A 15712-nucleotide genomic window follows, 5' to 3' on the forward strand; every position below is an offset into this window, starting at 1 on the left:
AAGCAGCCACCCCATGCCCGCAATGCCCGCACTGACCACGTCGTCCGACGGATTCCTGCTGCACGGCGAGCCGTTCCGGATCATCTCCGGCGCGATGCACTACTTCCGCATCCACCCCGACCAGTGGGCCGACCGACTGCGCAAGGCCCGCCTGATGGGGCTCAACACGGTGGAGACGTACGTACCGTGGAACCTGCACGAGCCCGAGCCCGGGACGCTCGTCCTCGACGGCATCCTCGACCTGCCGCGCTATCTGTCGCTGGCCCGCGCCGAGGGGCTGCACGTCCTGCTGCGCCCCGGTCCCTACATCTGCGCCGAGTGGGACGGCGGCGGCCTGCCCTCCTGGCTCACCGCGGACCCCGGCATCCGGCTGCGCACCGGCGACCCCCGCTTCACCGGCGCCCTCGACCGCTACCTCGACCTCCTGCTGCCCCCGCTCCTGCCGCACCTCGCGGAGTCGGGCGGGCCGGTGATCGCGGTCCAGGTGGAGAACGAGTACGGGGCCTACGGCGACGACAGGGCCTACCTCGAACACCTCGCCGAGGCCCTGCGCTCACGCGGTGTCGGGGAACTGCTCTTCACCTGCGACCAGGCCGACCCCGAACACCTGGCGGCGGGCAGCCTGCCCGGCGTCCTCGCCACCGGCACGTTCGGCGGCAGGATCGGCACGTCCCTCGACCGGCTGCGCGCCCACCGGCCCGAAGGGCCCCTGATGTGCGCCGAGTTCTGGATCGGATGGTTCGACCACTGGGGCGAGCCGCACCACGTGCGGGACGCCGCGGACGCCGCGGCCGACCTGGACCGGCTGCTCGCGGCCGGCGCCTCCGTCAACATCTACATGTTCCACGGCGGCACCAACTTCGGCTTCACCAACGGGGCGAACCACGACCACGCCTACGCCCCGATCGTCACCTCGTACGACTACGACGCGGCACTCACCGAGAGCGGCGACCCCGGCCCCAAGTACCACGCCTTCCGTGAGGTGATCGCCCGCCACGCGCCCGTGCCCGGGGAGCCCGTCCCGGAACCGGCGCCCAAACTCCCGCCCGCCACCGTGCGGTTGGAGCGCGGAGTGCCCCTTCTCCCGTACGCGGCCGCCCTGTCCGAACCGGTACGCGCGCAGGCCGGTCCGCCGACGATGGACGAACTGGGCCTGCGGGCCGGGTACGTGCTCTACCGCACCACCGCGCCCGTCGCCGGGGACGGCCCGCTGCGCTTCACCGGCGGCGTCGGCGACCGCGCCCAGGTCTTCGTGGACGGCGCGCCCGTCGGCGTGCTGGAGCGCGAACGCCACGAGGAGGTCCTGCCCGTCCGCATCCCCTTCGCGGGGGCCGTGGTCGAGGTACTGGTCGAGAACATGGGCGGCGTCAACTACGGCAAGCGCATCGGCGCCCCCAAGGGGCTGCTCGGGCCTGTCACCTTCGACGGCACGGCCCTGCACGGCTGGGACTGCCACCCGCTGGCCCTGGACCTACCGCCCGCCCCGGACCACCAGGTGGCGGTGCCCCTCACCCCGGGCGCCCACGACGCCGGGCCCGCCTTCCACCGGGGGACCTTCGACGTCGGCACCCCCGCCGACACCTTCCTGTCCCTGCCCGGCTGGACCAAGGGGCAGGCCTGGGTCAACGGATTCCACCTCGGCCGCTACTGGAACAGGGGACCGCAGCGCACGCTGTACGTCCCGGCGCCCGTCCTGCGCCCCGGCTCCAACGACCTCGTCCTGCTGGAACTCCAGGGCACGACCGGCGCGACGGCCCTGCTCACCGACACCCCCGACCTCGGCCCGGTGGCGCCCTGATGCCCCTCCACCTGCGGGTCCCCGCCGCCGGGCCGCCCGCGGCCGCGCACCCGGGGTTCGCCGACGCCCCGGGCGTCCCCGACCCGATCGAGGTGACCGACCGGTACCTCCGCCGCGGCGGACGCCCCTGGTTCCCGGTCTCCGGCGAGTTCCACTACAGCCGCCACCCGGCCCGGCACTGGGAGGAGGAACTGCTGAAGACGAAGGCGGGCGGCGTCACGGCCGTCTCCTCGTACGTCATCTGGATCCACCACGAGGAGACCGAGGGGCGCGTGCGCTTCGACGGCGACCGCGACCTGCGCCGATTCGCCTCCCTCTGCGCCCGCCACGGCCTGGACCTCGTCCTGCGCATCGGCCCCTGGTGCCACGCCGAGGTGCGCAACGGGGGCCTCCCCGACTGGCTCCTGGCCCGCCCCTGCGCACCGCGCACCGACGACCCCGGCTACCTCGCGCCCGTACGCGCCTGGTTCGCCGCGGTCGCCCGACAGCTCGACGGCCTCGACCGCGCGCACGGCGGCCCCGTCGTCGCGATCCAGGTGGAGAACGAGCTGTACGACGGGCCCGGCCACCTCCTGACCCTCAAACGCATGGCGCGCGAGGCCGGTCTGAGCGCCCCGCTGTGGACCGCGACGGCGTGGGGCGGCGTCCGGCTCCCGCCGGGCGAGCTGCTGCCGCTGTACGGCGGCTACCCCGAGGCCTTCTGGACCGAGGCCGACGGCGGCTGGCCCGACACCTGCCGCAAGCACTACTTCTTCACCCACCAGCGCGACGACGAGGGCATCGGCGCCGACCTGCGCCCCACGGCCCCGCGGGGCGGCGAACCGGACCGCCCCGCCGACCGCTTCCCCTGGGCCACCTGCGAACTCGGTGCCGGCATGGCGGTGTCGTACCACCGCAGACCGCGCGTCGACGCCGCCGACGTGGGCGCGCTCGGCCTCACCAAGATCGGCTGCGGCTCGGTGTGGCAGGGCCACTACATGTTCCACGGCGGTACGAACCCGTCCGGCGGACCGACGGGCCTCCAGGAGTCGCACGCCACCGGCTACCCCAACGACCTGCCCGTCCTCACCTACGACTTCCAGGCCCCGCTGGGCGAGTACGGCCAGTACCGGCCCTCGTACGGCGAACTGCGGCTCCAGCACCTGCTGCTGGCCGGATTCGGCGAGCTGATCGCGCCGATGCCCTCCGTCCTCCCGGAGCGGCTCCCGGCGGGCCAGGACGACCGGGACACCCTGCGCTGGGCGGTCCGGGCCGAGGACGGCTCCGGATTCCTCTTCGTCAACAACCACCAGCCGCACGAACCCCTGCCGCCCCACCCGGACACGACGTTCACCGTCGCGTTCCCGGCTGGGGACGCCCTCACCCTGCCCAGCGCCCCCGTCACCGTGCCGGCCGGCGCCTACTTCTGCTGGCCGCTGCGCCTCGACGTGGCCGGGCTGCTCCTGGACTGGGCCACCGCCCAGCCGGTGTGCACCGTCGACGACCGGGGGCGCACGCTGCTGGTGCTGGCCGCCACCGACGGCGTCCCGGCCGAACTCGCCCTCGCGGCGGACACCGTGGCCTCCGTACGCACCCCCTCGGGCCAGGTCTCCCGGCGCGACGGGCGTCTCCTGGTCACGGGGGTGCGGCCCGGCACCGGCGCCCTCGTCGAGGTCGACACGGCGGACGGCGCCAGGGTCGGCCTCCTGGTCCTGGACGCGGCGACGGCCCGTACCGCCTACCGGGGACCCGCCTGGGGCGCCGAGCGGCTGGTGCTCTGCGCCGACGGCGTGGTCTTCGACGAGCACGCGCGGGAGGTACGGGTCCACAGCACCGCCGCGGAGCCCTCGTTCGCCGTGCTCCCCGCGCCGGAGCGGCCCCCGGTGGCGGCGGACGCGCGCGTACGGGAGACGGCGGACGGCGTGCTGACCCGCTACACGCTGACCTCCACCGCGCCGCCCGCCGCCCACCCTCCCGCCACCGCGGTCCTGCTCCGGCCTGCGGGCCCGGCGCCCGAACCGGTGACGGGGGTGCGGGGCCGCGCGAGCGCCCCGGCCGACAACTGCTTCGACACGGTGGCCGCCGAGTACGCCGTCCCCGTGCCCGACGAACTGCCGCGTACGGGCGCCCTGTTGCGGGTGCGGTGGAGCGGGGACGTGGCGCGGGCGTACGCGGCGGACGACCGGGTGGCCGCGCTGCCGGGTCCGACGCCGGTGGCCGGTCCGACGCCGGCGGCGGGGCAGGGGCCGGCGGCGGGGGATGGCCCGGGGCCGGGGGAGTGGCCGGTGGCGGACCAGTTCCACGCGGGACGGGTCTGGGACATCGGGCTCGACCGGCTGCCCGCGACGGCACGGGCACTGCTCCTGAGAGTGCTGCCCCGGCACCCCGACGCCCGGGTGCACCTCCCGGCGGGGACGCGGGACGACGGAGGGGCAGCCGCGGTCCGGCACGTCGAGTGGGCGGTGTCCCGGGCCTGGGTGACGCGCGAGGACGAGGGCTGAGGAGGACGGGGGAAGGACGGTAGGAGGAGCGCGGTGGTGGACGCGAGCGGGAGCGTCCGGGCGGACGGAGGAGGGGCGCGGGCGTGACGGAGGAGGGGCGCGGGCGTGACACCCCTTCCGCCCGGCGGCCTATCCTGTGGGCCTGCCGGGCGGGCAGGACCGCCGGGACGAGTCCGAAGGAAGCACCCTCCATGACCCGAAGTGCCGGTGGCGGCGCCGTTCCCAAGGGCCGCAGCCGTCGAAACTTCGCGGGAGCCCGCCCGGTGATGGACGACGTGGCGCGCCTGGCGGGTGTCTCCAAGCAGACCGTCTCCCGGGTGCTGAACGACAACCCGGCCGTGAGGCCCGAGACCCGCGAGGCGGTCCTCGCCGCGATGAGCACGCTCGGCTACCGCCCCAGCCGCAGCGCGCGCTCCCTGGCCAGTGGCCGGACCCGGATGCTCGGGGTCATCTCCTTCGACGCGGCCCGCTTCGGGCCCGCCTCCATCCTGACCGCCATCAACACCGCGGCCCAGGAAGCCGGCTACCTGGTGAGCTCCATCGCGCTGGACACCGCGGACCGGGCGACGGTCGTACGCGCCGTGGACACGCTCTCCGCCGAGGGCGCGGACGGGGTCATCGCCATCGCCCCCCAGCGCTGGGTCGGCAGGGCACTGGCCGAGGCACGGCTCGACACCCCGCTGATGGTGCTGGAGAACGACCTCGGCAAGGACGCCTCCTTCGTCACGGCGGACAACCACGCGGGCGCCCGCATGGCCACCGAACACCTCCTCGCCCACGGTCACGCCACCGTCCGGCACATCGCGGGCCCGACGGGCTGGCTGTCCGCGGACCGCCGGGTCGAGGCCTGGCGGGCCACGCTGGAGGCCGCCGGCGCCGAGGTCCACGAGCCGCTCGTCGGCGACTGGAGCGCTGACTCCGGCTACGAACTCGGCCGCCGCCTCGCCGCCCGCCCCGAGGTCACCGCGGTCTTCGCCTCGAACGACCAGATGGCCCTCGGCGTGCTGCGCGCCCTGCACGAGGCGGGCCGCCGCGTCCCCGACGACGTCAGTGTCGTCGGCTACGACGACATCCCCGAGGCCGCTCACCTGCTGCCCCCGCTCACCACGGTCCGCACGGACTTCCCGGAGATCGGCACCCGCTCACTGCGCCTGCTCCTCTCCCAGTTGGAAGGCGCGCCGGGCGGGCCGGGCGGGCCGGGCGGGCCGGAACAGGCACTCGACCACGTGGTGCCCGTCGAACTGATCGTCCGCCGGAGCACGGGCCCCGCCCCGGGTCGCTGACGCCCGAGGCCGCTCGTACCCGCGGCCGTCGGGACTCCCGGCGCGGGCGGCCGCGCGCGACGCGATAGAAATGACGCATGCCGGAGCGAGAGAACCCCGTCGGGGGTACGGACGATGTCGAGGCGGTGGCACGCGCGGTGCTCACCGCCTCCCGCCTGCTGGTCGCGGTCTCCGCGCGCTCACTCGCCGTCGTCGAGGAACGGGTGACGCTGCCGCAGTTCCGGATGCTCGTGGTGCTCTCCATGCACGGGGCCACCAAACTGGTCACGCTCGCCGAGCAGCTGCAGGTCGCGCCGTCGACGGCCATGCGCATGCTTGACCGGCTCATCGCCGCGGGCCTCGCGGACCGCCGGACCAACCCCGACAGCCGCCGCGAGACCGTACTGCAGCTCACGGAGGAGGGCCGCCGCGCCGTCGCCGACGTCATGGCGCGGCGGCGGGCCGAGATCTCCGTGATCGTCGAACGCCTCTCCCCGGAGCAGCGCGTGTCCCTGATCGAGGCGCTGAACGCCTTCAGCGAGGCGGGCGCCGAGGCACCGGTTCCCGACCTGGCGGACACGGAGCCGTTCCCGCTGGGCTGGGTGGACGCGGCACCGGCGGGTGACGGGTGACGGGTGACGGGTGACGGGTGACGGGTGAGCGTCACCCCTTGAGCCATCGCTCCGCGACCCGTCGGCCGCGGTGACCCGTCACCGCGTCGCGGAGCGGACCGTCATCCGCCGGACGAGCCGTAGGCGGAGGCGATCGTCGGGGAGGCGGCGGGGGTCGGCGCGGCCGTGTCGACGTCCACCCCCTTGGGCTGGAGCAGCGTCAGGACGGGCGCGCCCGGCTGGGGCGGCGGCGGGGTCGTCTGGTCCTTGGGCATCTTCGGCGGGCTGGTCTGCTGGAAGTTGACCTGGTCGTAGTTGACCAGGTCGGTCTTCTCCAGCACGGTGATGTGGTCCAGGACGGTGTCGTTGGCCTGGTCGGCCAGCTGGCGGACCAGGGTGTTCCTGGTCGTGGCGCGGATCTTGGCGATCGCCGGGAAGATCTGGCCGTGCGTCACCCGCATGATGTTCACCGCGGTCGTGTCGAACTGCTTCCCGTCGCTGCCGTCCACGGTCGCCACGAACTGCTGCTGCTGGGGCGAGGCCTGGTTGGGCAGGGTGATGCCCAGCTCGGGGGCGATCCTGCGGCAGCTGGCGTCGAGCCGGGAGTGGCCGACGACGAGGTGCGTACCGGCCTCCTTCATCGCCGGGGTCGTACCCCGCTCCATGGCCATCAGCCCGAGCGGATGCTCCCAGAGTCCGGCCGCCCGCACCTTCACGACGAAGTCCCGGTCGGCCTCGGTCAGCGGCCCGTAACGGGTGTTGGCGATGATCCGCTCCGGGTCGGTGGTCGTCTTCTGGACGCCGATCAGGGCGGGATACGCGAGCGCGGCGAGTGTCAGAACCATTCCGCCGATCACGAACACGGTTCCTGCTGAGCGTTGCGATACGCGCATGGTGCCTCCTGTGGGGGTCGAACGGCACGGAGGTGGGGGCCGGGCCTACGGAGGAGTACGCAAAAGAAGCATGATGCAATCATTGTTCTGACTAAATTTTGCACTCAGTGCGATCAGCCACGCTCCACCGCGGGCGCAAAACCGGCCGGTCCCGGGCAGACCGGCAAACTCCGCCCGGACGCGGACGCGGACGCCGACGCCGACGCGGCCCGCGCACGGAGGAGTCGCCGTACGGTGCCGTCCGTCCGCGGCGCAGGCGTCACCAGTCGCGCCAACGGTCCGTGATCGCCGACGGATCGATGCCCTGCCTCGCCGCGAGGGCGTCCACGTCCACACCGCTCGCGACCAGGGTCCGGTCGATGTACGCGCACAACTGCTCCCGCTCCTCCGTGCAGAAGCCGGCGCCACCGTGTCCCGCGTCCCCGTCGACCGCGTTCAGTTCGAGAACCACCCGTTCGACAGCGGCGAGGACAGCGCCGTCGCAGGGCTCCCGCAACGCACGGACCTCGACCTCGAACGACTCCAGGGCGGTGTCCGTCGCCCGCAGCAACGACTCGGGGTAGAGGTCCGCGGAGTCGGCGCACTCCGGGTCCAGGGTCCCGGCCGCCACCTCACGAGCCGTCTCGGCCATCCAGGCACGCCAGTCGTCGGTCGGTCTGCTCGTCATGGCGGGAGGGTAGGTGCGGGCACTGACAGAGTCCCCGTCGGCCCGGAACACGGGCATCGATCGCGCCGCCCGGAGACAGGCGTGGCGTCATTGCCCGCCGCGGGGGAGACCGGCCCGGTCCAGCAGTTCGTGGAGGCGCTCGGCGGACAGCCCGGGGTTGGCGGCCGCTCCCTCCGCGGTGGCGGGCCGGTCGAGAAGCGTCGCGATCAGGTCCGCGGGCAGGAGCGGGTTGGCGGCGGCGGCGCGCCGCACACCGGCATCGGTGTCGGTGAGCAGGTCGACGGGTGGCCCGCCCAGCGTGGGGTCCCCGGCGGCCAGCCCACGTACCTCCGGGTCCCCGTGGCCGAGGAGGTGCCGCAGACCGGTGCGCGGCAGACGGGACAGCGTCAGCAGATACGGACGCCCGCGGGGAATCGCGACGAAGGCGTCCAGGACGATCCGGGGCGGCGCGAGAGGGTGGTTGCAGGCGAGCAGGTGCCGCACCTGCTCGTCGGGGTCGTCGGCCAGGCGCCGCACCAGGTGCTCCGGAAGCCCGGGGCAGGTGGCGGCGACCCGGCGGAGCAAGGGGTGCTCGGACGCGGCGCAGGTGCCGTACCATTCGCTGTCCGGCTCCACCCGCATCTCGCCGAACGGCCCGATGTCCTCCGTGGCGAGCCCGAAGACCCGGTCCAGGGCGTGGCGTTGGGGCCAGGTGCGAGGCAGGGGATGCGCCCGGGCCCGGGTCCGCACGGCGTCGTCCGGATCCCTGGCGAGCTCGTCCAGCAGCGGCCGACCGAGGTCGGCCCGGCCTGCCACGCAGGCGCGTACACGGGGGTCGGGATCGTGTGCGAGGCGCGCCACGACGTCCGCGGGAGTGTGGCGGTTGTGCGCCAGCGACCACAGGTCCCGTCCCTGGGCGAGGCACGCCTCGGCCACGGCGTGGGACACGGCGTACTCGAGGAGCATGAGCGACCGCATGTGGCCGTCGGCCTCCGGCAGTTCGGCCTCCATGGCTGCGGGGTCCAGCACACGGCTGTGCCTGCGTGCCGCATCGCGCACCGAGGGTTCCGGATCGGCCAGCAGGGCCTCGCGCTGCCCGGGCGTGAGCCAGAGCCACCGGCCGGCCGCCTGCACCCGAAGCCCGGGGTTCCGGTGGGCCGGCATCGCACGGTGGTAGGACACGGATATCTGCCGGGAGTACACCAGGTCGTGCCGGATGTCGTCGGCCGTGGCGAACGGTCGGCCGCCGGCGGGGTCGTCCTGCCTCGTCAGCAGCGTCTCGACGACGTCGTCGGGCAGCGGTTCGACCCGCTCCCTCCGCGGTTGGGGTCCGGAGGCGAGGTCGCTGAGGACGAAGGCGTCCGGGTCGTCGACCAGCGGGCTGCGCTGGGCTGCGGTGGCGTAGTGGCTGCGGGCGAACGCCCGGCGGAGCGCGGGCTCCGGATGCGCGATCACCGCGTCGACGACGGCCGAGGGCAGCGCACGCTCCCGGCACAGGACCTGCCAGGCCGCGCGTGCGGCCGGGTGCAGCAGACGCAGCAGGACGCCGGAGGGCGCGGCCGCGTTGGCCGCGACACCGCGAAGCCACGGTTCGGTGAGCGAGGAGGACATCGGAGCATCGTGGCAGTGATCAACTGACCGTGTCGACGCACTTCGTACGTGGGGATCGAGCCCGTGGCAGGTGCGGAGGTCCCGCTGAACGGGACGGTGCCTAGGCGGCGTCGGCGCGATTCGACGAACTCGCCGGTCTCGGGGACGGGCCGAACCGCACGGCGGGAAACGGCGGGAACCCGAGTCGCCGTGTTGCGTTCAGGGCGTTCAGGCCGCGGGGTGGGGTGTGTCCGGCGTCCTGCCCACTGCGGTCCGCTGCCTGGCGCGCACCACCTCGCGGCAGGTCCCCACGAGGAACCCCGCCGCGAGCACACTGAACACCACGGAACCATGTCGAATCCCGTCGGCCTCCCGCCCGTCCAGCCGGTCGACGTGGCGGACCACCGCGGGGTCGGACGGGTCGTGGACGACGGGTACGCGCGTTCCGGGCGTCGGGTCGGCTCCCGAGCCGCCCTCGACGTCGATGTCCGCCCGCACACTGCCGGACGAGGCGTCGAAGCGCACGGTCAAGGAGTTCGCCGAGCCCTCCTCGGACCGGCCGGAGACGGCGACCACGGTCGCGTCGGTCCGGTGCCCGTGCTCCCGGAGCCCCCGCAGAATCCGGTCCTCGGCGCGGGCTTCCCACCCCATGAACCCGGCGGGCACGCCGAACAACAGGAACCCCACGGCGGCCAGTCGGGCCCGGCCCCAGGGCGAGGGCGACTGCGCCGATGTCCCGCCGTGCCGGGAGAACAGCCGGGCGGCGAGACGGCCGGGCGGAGGAATCCGGCCGGTCCAGCGAGGAGCGCGCTCCCACCGACCCAGCAGCAGGTTCACCCCGGCGACGCCGACGGAGAGCACGACCGCGCCGCCGAAGACCTGGCCGGCAGTGAGCCCGAAAGGATTGACCAGCAGCAACACCACGAAGGCAACGACACCCACCGGGGAGGCCCACCCATTGAGAGCGCGATACGGCCCCCGACCGCCCCTGCCCACGGACTTGCGCTCACTCATGTGCGACTCCTCGCCCGGTTACGAGCCAGGACACACGGGTCGGGGTGGAGGTTGCACGGTGAGCCTCCGCGGCACGGGCGGCTGCGCGGGGAGAACGACCCGGCGACGGGGCTTACACGGCAGCCATGCCCGGGGCCCGGGTCCAAGCCCCCGGACGCGTGGAACGGCCAGCAGATACGCGAAGACCCCGGCCTCAGCGTTTCCGCTGGTGACGGGGTCTTTGGGCACCTCATAAGGGGTGCCCCCGGCAGGATTCGAACCTGCGCACACGGCTCCGGAGGCCGTTGCTCTATCCCCTGAGCTACGGGGGCGTGTCGGTCGCGGTGTTCGCGGCGACGGGTTGAACCCTACCAGCTCTTTCGGGGTCGTCATGAACGGGTTTCGCCGGTGGCGCGGAGGGTGTCGGGGCGCGCGGCCGGGGTCCCCCGCACGGGGTGGAAGTGGGGAAAAGCCGGACGCGGTCGTCGGTGCGGACCTACTCTCGAGTTGTGCCAGGCGCGTCGGGTCGGGTGCTTGTTGTGGACGACAACAAGGTCATCCGGCAACTGATCAGGGTCAACCTCGAGCTGGAGGGTCTCGAGGTCGTGACCGCGGCCGACGGTGTCGAGTGCCTGGACGTGATTCACCAGGTCAGGCCGGATGTCGTCACCCTCGACGTGGTCATGCCCCGGCTGGACGGGCTGCGTACCGCCGCCCGTCTCCGCGCCGATCCGCGTACCCGTCACCTGCCCGTCGCCATCGTCAGCGCCTGTACGCAGTACGAGGTGGAGAGCGGCCTCGACGTCGGTGTGGACGCCTTCCTCGCCAAGCCCTTCGAGCCCGTCGAACTCGTCCGGCTCGTACGCCAGTTGATCGAGCGTGCGCGCGGCGACGGCGTCCCTCGCGGTGGTGTACCCGCAGCACCCGGTGTCCCCGCAGTTCCCGCAGTGCCCGTCCTGGGTGCGGCCGGCTCCCACTCGGCCGGTGCATCCCATCCGGCCGGTGCATCCCACTCGGCCCACTCGGCCCACTCCTCCGGCGGCTCCGGCTCCGCCATCCCCGGCAGCGGAAGCGGCAGCCCGGCGAGTGCCGCCGACAGTTCCGCCCCCGGCAGTGCCTCCGGTGCATCCAGTACATCCAGCACCTCCGGCACGGCCGGTTCCGTCACCGCGACCGAACCCGGCCCTTCGTACGAGAACGCCGAGCACGCCGGCAGCTGACGCCCGCGTTCGGGCCCGCGCCCGCGGCTCCGCCACCTCGCTTCCCCCGGTGCGCTGCCACCCCACAGCGCCCCCCAGCCACCGCGGCTGACTACAAGCACCAGCCGCGAGCCACCCGCCACCAGCCGCGAGCCACCAGCCGCGGGCCGCGAGCCACCCGCCGCAGCGCACCGAACCGCCGCCGCCCCCGGCCGCCCCGACCGCCGGGTCGCTCGCCACCCGTCGTCGGGCCGTCCACATGCCGGACCCGAGTCCAAATCGGTTCGCCTACCCACCCCCCTCCTCCCCTAGGCTTGCCCCGTGACCCCCGTCGAGCTCTCCCGTACCGTCCTGTGTGCCGTCCGGCGCGCTGTGGACGCGGGGCAGCTCGTGGCACCCGTGCCCGAGCGGGCGCAGGTCTCGCCGCCCGGGCCAGGCGGGCGCGGCGACTACGCCACGAACGTCGCGCTGCAACTGGCCCGCCCCGCCGGACGCCCGCCCCGCCAGGTCGCCGAGATCCTCCGGCCGCACCTCGCGGACGCCGAGGGCGTCTCCCGCGTCGACATCACCGGGCCCGGCTTCCTCAACATCACCCTCGACGGCGCCGAGCGGGAGCGCGCGCTCGTCGCCGAGATCCTGCGTCGGGCCGAGCGGTACGGGTTCGTGGACGAGCCGACCGGTGAACTCGTACGGCTGCACACGCCCCGCGAGGTGCGTGCCGTCGTCACCGGGCAGACCGTGGCCCGGCTCCTGCGGTCGCAGGGCGTCCTGGTCCGCACGTCCTGCGAGGGCGAACCCGACCCGGCGTGGGCGCTGTCCCTCGGCGCGGCAGTCGACGCCCACGGAAGTCCCGGCGCCGCGGCCCCGGCGAGCGCCGGACTCCGCCCCGTACCCGCCCCGGAGGACCCCACCCCGCTCGGCCGGGACGCAGGGCGCTGGGCGCTGCTGCACCCCGCGGCCCACGACCGGCCCCGGATCGGCGCGGAGCACCTGGCGCAGCGCGAGAGCAACCCGCTGTTCCGGGTCCGCTACGCGCACGCCCGTGCCCGGGCCCTCAGCCGCAACGCCGCCGCGCTCGGGTTCACCGGCGCCCCGCTCCAGGGCGGCGGGGAGGCGGGTCCCCTCCTCGACGCGCTCGCCGCCCACCCCCGTACCCTCGCCGCCGCGGCGCGCCATCGCGCGCCCGACCGGCTGGCCCGGCAGCTCGTCACCACCGCCGACGCCCTGCTCGCCGTCCAGCACACCGTGCTCCCGCTCGGCGACGAGAAACCCTCGGCCGCCCACCGTTCCCGGCTCGCGCTCGCCGAAGCCGCCGGGACGGTGCTGGCCGGCGGCCTTTCCCTGCTCGGCATCGACGCACCAGAACATCTCTGAGGAAGTCCACACAGACATGAGCCGTTCCGCACACCCCGCCGGGCCCCGCCACGCCGACGTCCTGCCCGAGGGCCACTACTCCGCCCCGCCGACCGACCTGAACGCCCTCGACCCGAAGGTGTGGGCCGAGACGGTCACCCGTACCGAGAGCGGCGCGGTCAGCGTCGGCGGGCTCGACGTGACGCGGCTCGCAGAGGAGTTCGGCACCCCCGCCTACTTCGTCGACGAGACCGACTTCCGCGCCCGGGCCCGCGCCTGGCGCACCGCGTTCGGGCACGACGCCGACGTGTTCTACGCGGGCAAGGCCTTCCTCTCGCGCGCGGTCGTGCGCTGGCTGTACGAGGAGGGGCTCAACCTCGACGTCTGCTCCGGCGGCGAACTCACCACCGCGCTGTCCGCCGGCATGCCCGCCGACCGCATCGCGTTCCACGGCAACAACAAGTCCGAGGCGGAGATCACCCGGGCCGTCGAGGCGGGCGTCGGGCGGATCGTGCTCGACTCCTTCCAGGAGATCGTGCGGGTCGCGCACATCGCGCAGGGCCTGGGCAGGCGGCAGCGCGTGCAGATCCGCGTGACCGTCGGCGTCGAGGCCCACACGCACGAGTTCATCGCCACCGCGCACGAGGACCAGAAGTTCGGTATCGCGCTGGCCGGCGGCCGGGCCGCGGAGGCCGTACGGCGGGCCCTCTCCCTCGACGGGCTCGAACTCGTGGGCATCCACTCCCACATCGGCTCGCAGATCTTCGACATGGCCGGCTTCGAGGTCGCGGCGCGCCGTGTCGTGTCCCTGCTCGCCCAGGTCCGTGACGAGCACGGGGTGGAACTGCCGGAGATCGACCTCGGCGGCGGCCTCGGCATCGCCTACACCAGCGACGACGACCCCCGCGAACCGCACGAGATCGCCAAGGCGCTGGGCGAGATCGTCACCCGCGAGTGCGAGGCCGCCCGGTTGCGCACGCCCCGGATCTCGGTCGAGCCCGGCCGGGCCATCGTCGGCCCCACCGCCTTCACGCTCTACGAGGTCGGCACGGTCAAGCCGCTCGAAGGGCTCCGTACGTACGTCTCCGTCGACGGCGGCATGTCCGACAACATCCGTACGGCGCTGTACGACGCCGAGTACAGCGTGGCCCTCGTCTCCCGTACGAGTGACGCCGAGCCGATGCTCGTACGGGTCGTCGGCAAGCACTGCGAGAGCGGCGACATCGTCGTGAAGGACGCCTTCCTGCCGGCCGACCTGGCCACCGGCGACCTCATCGCGGTGCCCGCCACCGGCGCGTACTGCCGCTCGATGGCCAGCAACTACAACCACGCGCTGCGGCCGCCGGTCGTGGCGGTCAGGGACGGCGAGGCGCGTGTGATCGTCCGGCGGGAGACGGAGGACGACCTGCTGCGGCTCGACGTGGGCTGACACGGCCGGGCCGCCGGCCGGTACGGGGTGGAAGATCTTCGGTCTGCCACCCGCCTGAAAATGAAATAGTCGTCTCACGATCCGGACGAGGGGCAGAAACCCCCGTCCGGTGAGTGAGACTGGACCCACCGTGACGGTATGAGGAAACGAGGTCGGATGATGCGTAAGCGTCCGCTGAAGGTGGCGCTGCTGGGCTGTGGGGTAGTCGGCTCAGAGGTGGCGCGCATCATGACGACGCACGCCGACGATCTCGCCGCACGCATCGGAGCCCCCGTCGAGCTGGCCGGTGTGGCCGTCCGGCGGCCCTCGAAGGTGCGCGAGGGCATCGACCCCGCGCTCGTCACGACCGACGCGACCGCCCTCGTCAAACGCGGCGACATCGACGTGGTCGTCGAGGTCATCGGCGGCATCGAGCCCGCCCGCACACTCATCACCACCGCGTTCGAGCACGGCGCGTCCGTCGTCTCCGCGAACAAGGCGCTCCTCGCCCAGGACGGCGAGGCGCTGCACGCCCTCGCCGAGGACAAGGACAGGGACCTCTACTACGAGGCCGCCGTCGCCGGCGCCATCCCGCTGATCCGGCCGCTGCGCGAGTCGCTCGCCGGTGACAAGGTCAACCGGGTGCTGGGCATCGTCAACGGGACGACGAACTTCATCCTCGACAAGATGGACTCCACGGGCGCGGGCTACCAGGAGGCCCTCGACGAGGCCACCGCCCTCGGGTACGCCGAGGCGGACCCGACCGCCGACGTGGAGGGCTTCGACGCCGCCGCGAAGGCCGCGATCCTCGCCGGCATCGCCTTCCACACCCGGGTACGGCTCGACGACGTGTACCGCGAGGGCATGACCGAGGTCACCGCGGCCGACTTCGCCTCGGCGAAGCGGATGGGCTGCACCATCAAGCTGCTCGCCATCTGCGAGCGGGCCGCGGACGGCGGATCGGTCACCGCCCGGGTGCATCCGGCGATGATTCCGCTGAGCCATCCGCTCGCCTCGGTACGCGGCGCGTACAACGCGGTCTTCGTCGAGTCGGACGCCGCCGGACAGCTGATGTTCTACGGGCCCGGCGCGGGCGGTGCCCCGACGGCCTCCGCGGTCCTCGGCGACCTCGTCGCGGTCTGCCGGAACAAGCTCAGCGGTGCCACCGGCCCCGGCGACTCGGCCTACACGCAGCTGCCGGTGAGTCCGATGGGCGAGGTCGTGACCCGGTACCACATCAGTCTCGACGTCGCGGACAAGCCGGGTGTCCTCGCCCAGGTGGCCACCGTGTTCGCCGAGCACGGGGTGTCCATCGACACCGTGCGCCAGCAGGGCCGGCAGGACGGGGGCGGCGAGGCCTCCCTCGTCGTCGTCACGCACCGCGCGTCCGACGCGTCCCTCGGCGGGACCGTCGAGGCGCTGCGCAACCTCGACACCGTGCGGGGTGTCGCCAGCATCATGCGGGTTGAAGGAGAGTAA

At 73.7% G+C, this 15712-nt stretch carries 11 protein-coding genes, 1 tRNA gene and 1 pseudogene; 8 read left to right on the forward strand and 5 right to left on the reverse strand.

Annotated elements, in window-relative coordinates; genetic code table 11:
• Nucleotides 1-22: 22 nt before the first annotated feature.
• From IE265_RS02730 to IE265_RS02745, 4 genes are all read left to right on the forward strand, one after another.
• The gene (locus IE265_RS02730) at nt 23-1798 is read left to right on the forward strand and encodes a glycoside hydrolase family 35 protein (protein WP_190033763.1); all 1776 of its coding nucleotides are present in this window, start codon (nt 23-25) and stop codon (nt 1796-1798) included.
• Nucleotides 1798-4278 carry a beta-galactosidase gene (locus IE265_RS02735; protein WP_190033626.1) on the forward strand — a complete coding sequence of 827 codons (2481 nt, stop codon included), beginning with the start codon at nt 1798-1800 and terminating at the stop codon, nt 4276-4278. The genes IE265_RS02730 and IE265_RS02735 overlap by 1 nt, the downstream gene beginning before the upstream one ends.
• 191 nt (nt 4279-4469) lie before the next feature.
• Nucleotides 4470-5561, forward strand: coding sequence for a LacI family DNA-binding transcriptional regulator (locus IE265_RS02740; protein WP_190033627.1), 1092 nt, complete (start codon nt 4470-4472; stop codon nt 5559-5561).
• 77 nt (nt 5562-5638) lie between these two features.
• Complete coding sequence (locus IE265_RS02745; RefSeq protein ID WP_190033628.1) at nt 5639-6172, forward strand: MarR family winged helix-turn-helix transcriptional regulator; 534 nt, start codon at nt 5639-5641, stop codon at nt 6170-6172.
• Nucleotides 6173-6273: 101 nt separating this feature from the next.
• Here IE265_RS02745 and IE265_RS02750 read toward each other — a convergent pair whose 3' ends face one another.
• The 5 genes from IE265_RS02750 to IE265_RS02770 form a co-directional block, all read right to left on the reverse strand.
• On the reverse strand, nt 6274-7044 hold the full coding sequence (locus IE265_RS02750; protein WP_190033629.1) for a DUF4142 domain-containing protein: 771 nt from the start codon (nt 7042-7044) through the stop codon (nt 6274-6276).
• 259 nt (nt 7045-7303) lie between these two features.
• The gene (locus IE265_RS02755; RefSeq protein ID WP_190033630.1) at nt 7304-7711 is read right to left on the reverse strand and encodes a hypothetical protein; all 408 of its coding nucleotides are present in this window, start codon (nt 7709-7711) and stop codon (nt 7304-7306) included.
• Between the two features lie 87 nt (nt 7712-7798).
• The gene (locus IE265_RS02760; RefSeq protein WP_190033631.1) at nt 7799-9301 is read right to left on the reverse strand and encodes a hypothetical protein; all 1503 of its coding nucleotides are present in this window, start codon (nt 9299-9301) and stop codon (nt 7799-7801) included.
• 207 nt (nt 9302-9508) lie between these two features.
• Nucleotides 9509-10294 (reverse strand): DUF3592 domain-containing protein, encoded by a 786-nt coding sequence (locus IE265_RS02765; RefSeq protein WP_190033632.1) that lies wholly within the window; start codon nt 10292-10294, stop codon nt 9509-9511.
• Nucleotides 10295-10533: 239 nt separating this feature from the next.
• Nucleotides 10534-10605: transfer RNA gene (locus IE265_RS02770), tRNA-Arg, on the reverse strand.
• A gap of 177 nt (nt 10606-10782) precedes the next feature.
• Between IE265_RS02770 and IE265_RS02775 the strand changes: the two are divergent.
• From IE265_RS02775 to IE265_RS02790, 4 genes and pseudogenes are all read left to right on the forward strand, one after another.
• A pseudogene (locus tag IE265_RS02775) lies at nt 10783-11268 on the forward strand (response regulator); the annotation flags it as partial.
• 525 nt (nt 11269-11793) lie between these two features.
• On the forward strand, nt 11794-12846 hold the full coding sequence (nrtL, locus tag IE265_RS02780) for an ArgS-related anticodon-binding protein NrtL (protein WP_190033633.1): 1053 nt from the start codon (nt 11794-11796) through the stop codon (nt 12844-12846).
• A 16-nt stretch (nt 12847-12862) separates the two neighbouring features.
• Nucleotides 12863-14254 carry a diaminopimelate decarboxylase gene (gene lysA / locus IE265_RS02785; protein ID WP_190033634.1) on the forward strand — a complete coding sequence of 464 codons (1392 nt, stop codon included), beginning with the start codon at nt 12863-12865 and terminating at the stop codon, nt 14252-14254.
• A gap of 159 nt (nt 14255-14413) precedes the next feature.
• Complete coding sequence (locus tag IE265_RS02790) at nt 14414-15712, forward strand: homoserine dehydrogenase (RefSeq protein ID WP_190033764.1); 1299 nt, start codon at nt 14414-14416, stop codon at nt 15710-15712.

It is taken from the genome of Streptomyces fructofermentans, from assembly GCF_014651055.1.
GTDB classification, from domain to species: domain Bacteria; phylum Actinomycetota; class Actinomycetes; order Streptomycetales; family Streptomycetaceae; genus Streptomyces; species Streptomyces fructofermentans.

Bases quoted from the DNA above. Each gene is read 5' to 3' on its own strand.
- IE265_RS02745 (WP_190033628.1), top strand. From the start codon at position 5,639: ATGCCGGAGCGAGAGAACCCCGTCGGGGGTACGGACGATGTCGAGGCG.
- IE265_RS02740 (WP_190033627.1), top strand. From the start codon at position 4,470: ATGACCCGAAGTGCCGGTGGCGGCGCCGTTCCCAAGGGCCGCAGCCGT.
- lysA (WP_190033634.1), top strand. From the start codon at position 12,863: ATGAGCCGTTCCGCACACCCCGCCGGGCCCCGCCACGCCGACGTCCTG.
- IE265_RS02755 (WP_190033630.1), bottom strand. From the start codon at position 7,711: ATGACGAGCAGACCGACCGACGACTGGCGTGCCTGGATGGCCGAGACG.
- IE265_RS02760 (WP_190033631.1), bottom strand. From the start codon at position 9,301: ATGTCCTCCTCGCTCACCGAACCGTGGCTTCGCGGTGTCGCGGCCAAC.
- IE265_RS02790 (WP_190033764.1), top strand. From the start codon at position 14,414: ATGCGTAAGCGTCCGCTGAAGGTGGCGCTGCTGGGCTGTGGGGTAGTC.
- IE265_RS02750 (WP_190033629.1), bottom strand. From the start codon at position 7,044: ATGCGCGTATCGCAACGCTCAGCAGGAACCGTGTTCGTGATCGGCGGA.
- IE265_RS02735 (WP_190033626.1), top strand. From the start codon at position 1,798: ATGCCCCTCCACCTGCGGGTCCCCGCCGCCGGGCCGCCCGCGGCCGCG.
- IE265_RS02765 (WP_190033632.1), bottom strand. From the start codon at position 10,294: ATGAGTGAGCGCAAGTCCGTGGGCAGGGGCGGTCGGGGGCCGTATCGC.
- IE265_RS02730 (WP_190033763.1), top strand. From the start codon at position 23: ATGCCCGCACTGACCACGTCGTCCGACGGATTCCTGCTGCACGGCGAG.